This window comes from Collimonas sp. (assembly GCF_044339385.1).
Classification (GTDB): Bacteria; Pseudomonadota; Gammaproteobacteria; order Burkholderiales; family Burkholderiaceae_D; genus Collimonas.
In genome coordinates this window covers 1-6229 of sequence record NZ_JBIIVN010000158.1, presented here as the reverse complement: position 1 = coordinate 6229, position 6229 = coordinate 1, and the positions used below count along the sequence as shown (strand labels likewise).

Genomic DNA, 6229 nt, shown 5'->3' with positions numbered 1-6229 from the left:
AAAAAGGAGTGCTTCAACACCAACTGTTTGATAGACTTATCCACAGCTGCTAACTCAAAACGCAGCGACCAGCCCTGGGTCACATTTCGATCAGCAGGCTGGGTCAAGATTCAATCAGCGCCAACACGGTTAGCAAGTTGCCGGTACGCAATTGCGCACGCAAGCCGCGGCTGACCATATATTCCACGCGTTGCTTGGCCGTATAGGTTGAGTGCTGTCCGTCTTCGGTGAATTTGCGCCCCAGCCGTTCAGGATAAATCTGGATCGACACCGGCATCTGGAATTCGCGCTTCTTGGTATCGTATTCGATGCCGATCGATTTGACTTCGCCTAATACCACACCACGGAAATCGACCGTCGTGCCGGGGGTCAGGCCGCGCAGCGACTGGTTGAAGTACAGCAGCACGTTTTCTGAAGGACCATCTGCCTCTTTCAGTGCTGCTTCTTGATCTTGCGCCAACGAGAACGCCGTGTTCTCCTTGGCCAGCGCGCCGGGATCGTCGTCGGGCGCCTGCATCGCGATGCCGCCCAACACCACGGTGGCCAGCGATTGGGTGCGCAGCTTCAAGCCGCTGGCGTTGATCTGCACGTCGAAGCCGCTGGCATGCCAGAAACGGGTGTTGACGCCGACAAATTTTTCGTACGGCTTGTCGATGAAAATACGTAGCGTGACACCCTTGCCGTCTTCATCCAGATCGTAGGCGGCCACCTGCCCAACCTTGATGCGCCGGAAGTAGACTGGCGAGCCGATATCCAGCGAGCCGATATCGGTTGCATGCAGCATGAATTGTTTGCCGGGAGAGTCGAGCGAGACGATAGGCTGTACTTCGAGTCCCGTGAATTCGTCTTTGGTGTCTTTGGAAACGTCAGCGTCGGCACCAATGTAGGCGCGCGACAACAAGGCGCTCAATCCCGAGACGCCGGATGCGGCGACGCGCGGACGCACCACCCAGAAGCGGGTATCGGCGGCGCTGAAGCTCGCGGCTTCTTTCGATAGCTGGACATTGGCCAGCACGTGCTTGCGGTCCTTGCTAAGTGTAATGGTCTGCACCAGGCCGATGTTGACTTCGCGATATTTGACTTTGGTCTTGCCGGCTTCCAGACCTTCGGCGGTGCGGAACGTGATGGCGCTCGGCGGTCCGCGTTCGACCAGAATTTTGACCACCAGTGTCAGGCCGACCACCGCAGCGACAATCGGGATCAGCCATACCAGAGATGGCAGCCAGTCGAGTTTGCGGCTCAGTGTTGGCTGCGGCAGGGGCGGCACGGTGTTTGCGTCATTCATCTTGTACTTTCTTTCGTTTCATTTGACTCTTGATTGTCGTTGTCCCATGTCAGACGCGGGTCGAAACTGAGCGCGGCAAGCATCGTCAGTACCACCACCGAAGCAAACGCCAGTACACCGAAACCTGCCGTGATCTTGGCGAATCCTTCAATCTGCACCAAACCTGCCAGCAGCGAAACCACGAATACATCCAGCATCGACCAGCGGCCGATGATTTCGACCAGCCGATACAGCTTGGCCCGCTCCAGGCGGCGCCAGCGGCTATGCCGTTGCGCCGTCAGTGTCAATAGCAGCAGCGACGCCAGTTTAAACAGCGGTACCAAAAAGCTGGCGATGAAAATGATCGCTGCCAGCCCCCGCGCGCCAGACACCCAGAAATAAATCACGCCGCTCATGATGGTGTCTTGCTTTACCCCGAGCAAGGTATTGGTGATCATTACCGGCATCAGGTTTGCTGGAATGTACATGATGCAAGCGGCAATCAAGAAAGCCCAACTGCGCCGGATGCTATCCGGTTTGCGTTGGTGCAGTGCTGTACCGCAGCGTCCACAGCGTCCGCAGCGGTCATGTTCGCTTACTTCCTGCCATACGGTGCCGCAGTGGTGGCAAGAGGTCATGTCGAGGCTGCGTGCCGTGTGCACCGAGCAATCCGCATTGTCTGCAAGCGTGGCTGAGTTGGGGTTGGGGTTGGGGTTGGCCGCGGTGTTGGCGGTGACGTCGCCATGAGTGCCGTCAGCGACAATTTTGCTTGAACTGGTGTTCATCAGGAATTCTTCCGGGACGGTTCGGTATACGCTATTTCCCAGAAATGGCGCGGGTTGAAAGACACCACCGCAGTCAGCAGTATGGTCAGCACGCCAAAGGCCCACAAAGCCACGCCAGGAATAACGGTCGCCATATTCGATAGTTTAACGACAGCCACCAGCACCCCCAGCAAGAACACTTCAATCATGCCCCACGGACGCAGGCTTTGCATCGCCCGCACCAGCCAGCCAAAACCAGGCGGGCGGCGGCGCCGGGCCAGTGACAGCAGCAGGTAGAGCAAAAACAGCAGTTGCAGCAGCGGGAACAGGATCGTGGTCGCCAGCACCAGCAGCGCCACCAGCGACATGCCCTCAGTCGTCAGCGACAGCACGGCGGCGAGCAGCGTGGTGCGATTGCTCAAGCCTTGCAGCTGGATTTCGACGATAGGGAAGAGGTTGGCAATGACGAACATGATCAGGCTGGCTACGGTGAGCGGCAGGATATGTTCACGCTGACGACCTGAATCGCGATCGAGTTCCGTGCCGCAGCGCGGACAATGGGCGATTTCTTGCGCGCGCAACGCCAACTTGCGATACAGCGCATCGCATCCTTCACAAGCAATCAGGTCTGGGACTTCGCGCATTATTCGTGTTCAGTTTTGGTGGATGGAATTCTAGCAACAAAATTGCCTGACAATGATCTTACACACGTTTAATACTGAGAAAAAGATTGGCGTTGCGCGCCGCCGTTGCGGCAATTGATAAACAAATGTATCCATGTTGCAGCCGTATATCGAGCAAAAACAGGTGCCAGTCATTTGTGAACGTAAATTAACAATGGATTGCCCTTGTCGCAGAAGACATCAGCTCGTCAGGCAAGTCCAGCCGTTGATCGCATATAGTTGCCCTTGCCAAATCACGGTCCCACCTATTTTCCTTAATACTCGTAAAATGACGGCTGGATTAATTGTTGCCAAAACCAAAGTCTGGTGTCTGCGTAGGACGTCTACGCAACGCTACGCTGTTTATCTACATTAAAAGTTATCTAATGAGTATCACTATTACGCAAGGCGAGCCAGTTGTCGCAGCCGCTCACGAACTGGAGTACGTTAGCTCCTGCGAACTGCCCATGCCTTGGGCAACATTTCAACTACACGCATTCCTCGACCGCGTCTCCGGTAAGGAACACCTGGCGATGACCTTGGGTGCCGTCAACGACGGCGAGCCGGTGTTGGCACGCGTCCATTCGGAATGCCTGACTGGCGATGCATTGTTTAGCCAGCGCTGCGATTGCGGCGCCCAATTGGAAGGTGCTCTAAAGAAGATCGCCGCCGAAGGGCGCGGTGCAGTTTTGTATTTGCGCCAGGAAGGGCGCGGGATTGGCCTGATCAACAAGATTCGCGCCTATCGGATCCAGGATGGCGGCGCCGATACGGTGGAGGCTAACCAGCAACTGGGTTTCGCCGCCGATTTGCGCGATTACAGCCTGTGCGAATCGATGTTGGAACATCTGGACATCACGGCGCTGCGCCTGATGACCAATAATCCGCGCAAAGTGACGGCACTGCAAAAGATCGGCATCACTGTCGTCGAGCGTATCCCATTGATTCTCAACAGGAATCCGTTCAATACGCGTTATCTCGACACCAAAGCGTCCAAGCTGGGGCATTTGTTGCCGATGGATGGCATGGAGCGCGACGCCGATGGTAACTGAGATACGACTTGCAACGGCGCGCGCTGCTGGCGATTTTCCCTGGCGATTCTAATGTTTGCCGATACCGACGTCTCTGGCATTGACCACGGCATCGGTGACGCTGGCGGGCGCTTCGGCATAATGCTTGAATTCCATCGTATAGGTGGCGCGCCCCTGCGTCAGTGAACGTAGCGTGGTTGAGTAACCGAACATCTCGGCCAGCGGTACTTCGGCACGGATGATCTTGCCGACCCCGCCTGGAATATCGTCCATGCTTTGAATCATGCCGCGTCGCGATGACAGATCGCCGATCACATCGCCCATTTTCTCTTCCGGCGTTTCCACCTCTACCGCCATCATTGGTTCGAGCAGAGCCGGACTAGCCTTGCGGCAACCATCCTTGAATGCCATCGACGCCGCCATCCGATAGGCGTTTTCGTTGGAATCGACATCGTGCGACGAGCCAAAAAACAACGTGACCTTGACGTCGACCACCGGATAGCCGGCTAAGACGCCGGTGGGCAGGGTTTCGCGGACGCCTTTCTCAACTGCCGGAATATATTCGCGCGGCACGGTGCCGCCCTTGATCGCATCGATGAATTCGAAGCCTTTGCCGGGTGCTTGCGGCTCTATCTTCAGCACCACGTGGCCATACTGGCCGCGGCCGCCGGACTGCTTGATGAACTTGCCTTCGCTCGATTCGCATATCCTGCGGATGGTCTCCCGGAAAGCCACCTGCGGCTTGCCGACCGAGGCGTCGACGCCAAGCTCGCGTCGCATGCGTTCCACCAACACTTCCAGGTGCAACTCGCCCATGCCTGAAATGATGGTCTGGCCAGATTCTTCGTCGGTCTTCACACGGAATGACGGATCCTCCTCAGCCAGGCGGCTCAAAGCAATCCCCATTTTTTCCTGGTCAACCTTGGTCTTAGGTTCTACCGCCTGTGAGATCACGGTATCCGGAAAAATCATTTTTTCCAGCGTGATGATGTTGCCCGGGTCGCACAGCGTATCGCCGGTACTGGCTTCCTTGAGACCAACCGCAGCAGCGATGTCACCTGCATATACCTCGCTGATTTCAGTGCGGTGATTGGCGTGCATTTGCAGCAGCCGACCGATCCTTTCTTTCTTGCCCTTATTCGGAATGAATACCGAATCGCCGGAAACCAGCACGCCGGAATACACTCGGAAGTAGCTCAAGTGGCCGACAAACGGATCAGTCATGATTTTAAAGGTAAGGGCGGCGAATTTCTCGTCGTCGCTGGCGCGCCGCTCGATGATCGAGTCGTCTTGGGCGTGACCCTGAACCGGCGCAATGTCGGTCGGCGCCGGCAGATAGTCGATCACGGCGTCCAGCAGCGCTTGCACGCCGTGATTTTTGAAGGCGCTGCCGCATAGCATCGGCACGATTTCACCGGCGATGGTGCGCTGACGCAGTGCAGCCTTGATGTCGTCTTCGCTGAGGATGTCGCCATCCAGATATTTCTGCATCATGGTATCGCTGGCGTCGGCTGCCGCTTCGATCATGCGGCTGCGCCATTCCTGAGCGCTGGCTTGCAGCGGCGCTGGAATCTCGATGTATTCGAACTTGACGCCCTGGCTGGCGTCATCCCACATGATCGCCTTCATCTTGATCAAATCGACCACGCCGTGGAAATTTTCCTCCGCGCCGACCGGAATTTGCACCAACACCGGATTGCCCTTGAGGCGATCCTGAATTTGTTGGCGCACCCGGAAGAAATCGGCGCCAACCCGGTCCATCTTGTTGACAAATGCCAGCCTTGGCACAGCGTATTTGTTGGCCTGGCGCCAGACTGTTTCGGACTGCGGCTGAACCCCGCCGACCGCATCGTAGACCATGCAGGCACCGTCCAGCACCCGCATCGAGCGTTCCACTTCGATGGTGAAATCGACATGGCCTGGCGTGTCGATGATATTGATGCGGTGGGTCGGATAGTTGTCGCCCATACCTTGCCAGAAACAAGTGGTAGCCGCAGAGGTGATGGTGATGCCGCGCTCCTGTTCCTGCTCCATCCAGTCCATGGTGGCGGTGCCGTCGTGCACCTCGCCGATCTTATGGCTGACGCCAGAGTAAAACAGGATGCGTTCGGTAGTGGTGGTTTTGCCGGCATCGATATGCGCGCTGATGCCAATGTTCCGGTAGCGTTCGATGGGAGTCTTGCGAGTCATGATGATTTCCTCTAGGAACAAATTATGATGATCTTGGTTATTCCGGATGGCGCCTGGGTATGCTTGGTCGTGCTTGGTCGTGCTTGGTCGTGCTTGGTCGTGCTTGGTCGTGCTTGGTCGTGCTTGGTTTTGCCTGATTGCGCCTGATTGCGCCTGATTGCGCCTGATTGCGCCTGATTGCGCCTGATTGCGCCTGATTGCGCCTGATTGTTTTTAGTTATCTCATAGCAGATTTGAGCTAAGAGACGGTTTCATAAAGGCTGCGATGCCTGCTGAAGTTTGCTCCAGCAGATCAGACTGCAGCCAAGTTTAAGGAAT

4 protein-coding genes and 1 pseudogene are annotated in these 6229 nt (G+C 56.4%); 1 reads left to right on the top strand and 4 read right to left on the bottom strand.

Going from position 1 to position 6229, the window contains the following annotated elements:
* Positions 1 to 127: 127 nt before the first annotated feature.
* The 3 genes and pseudogenes from ACIQ0R_RS10700 to ACIQ0R_RS10690 all read right to left on the bottom strand — a co-directional run.
* Positions 128 to 1285: pseudogene (locus ACIQ0R_RS10700) on the bottom strand (intermembrane transport protein PqiB); the annotation flags it as partial.
* Positions 1282 to 2049, bottom strand: coding sequence for a paraquat-inducible protein A (locus tag ACIQ0R_RS10695; RefSeq protein ID WP_395827070.1), 768 nt, complete (start codon positions 2047 to 2049; stop codon positions 1282 to 1284). The pseudogene ACIQ0R_RS10700 and the gene ACIQ0R_RS10695, both read right to left, overlap by 4 nt.
* The gene (locus tag ACIQ0R_RS10690; protein WP_395827066.1) at positions 2049 to 2672 is read right to left on the bottom strand and encodes a paraquat-inducible protein A; all 624 of its coding nucleotides are present in this window, start codon (positions 2670 to 2672) and stop codon (positions 2049 to 2051) included. The genes ACIQ0R_RS10695 and ACIQ0R_RS10690 overlap by 1 nt, the downstream gene beginning before the upstream one ends.
* Before the next feature lie 404 nt (positions 2673 to 3076).
* Here ACIQ0R_RS10690 and ribA point away from each other — a divergent pair, with 404 nt between their 5' ends.
* Positions 3077 to 3742 (top strand): GTP cyclohydrolase II, encoded by a 666-nt coding sequence (gene ribA, locus ACIQ0R_RS10685; protein ID WP_395827063.1) that lies wholly within the window; start codon positions 3077 to 3079, stop codon positions 3740 to 3742.
* A 48-nt stretch (positions 3743 to 3790) separates the two neighbouring features.
* Here ribA and fusA read toward each other — a convergent pair whose 3' ends face one another.
* The gene (gene fusA / locus ACIQ0R_RS10680; protein WP_395827060.1) at positions 3791 to 5911 is read right to left on the bottom strand and encodes an elongation factor G; all 2121 of its coding nucleotides are present in this window, start codon (positions 5909 to 5911) and stop codon (positions 3791 to 3793) included.
* Positions 5912 to 6229: the final 318 nt, after the last annotated feature.

Bases quoted from the DNA above. Each gene is read 5' to 3' on its own strand.
- ACIQ0R_RS10695 (WP_395827070.1), bottom strand. From the start codon at position 2,049: ATGAACACCAGTTCAAGCAAAATTGTCGCTGACGGCACTCATGGCGAC.
- ACIQ0R_RS10690 (WP_395827066.1), bottom strand. From the start codon at position 2,672: ATGCGCGAAGTCCCAGACCTGATTGCTTGTGAAGGATGCGATGCGCTG.
- ribA (WP_395827063.1), top strand. From the start codon at position 3,077: ATGAGTATCACTATTACGCAAGGCGAGCCAGTTGTCGCAGCCGCTCAC.
- fusA (WP_395827060.1), bottom strand. From the start codon at position 5,911: ATGACTCGCAAGACTCCCATCGAACGCTACCGGAACATTGGCATCAGC.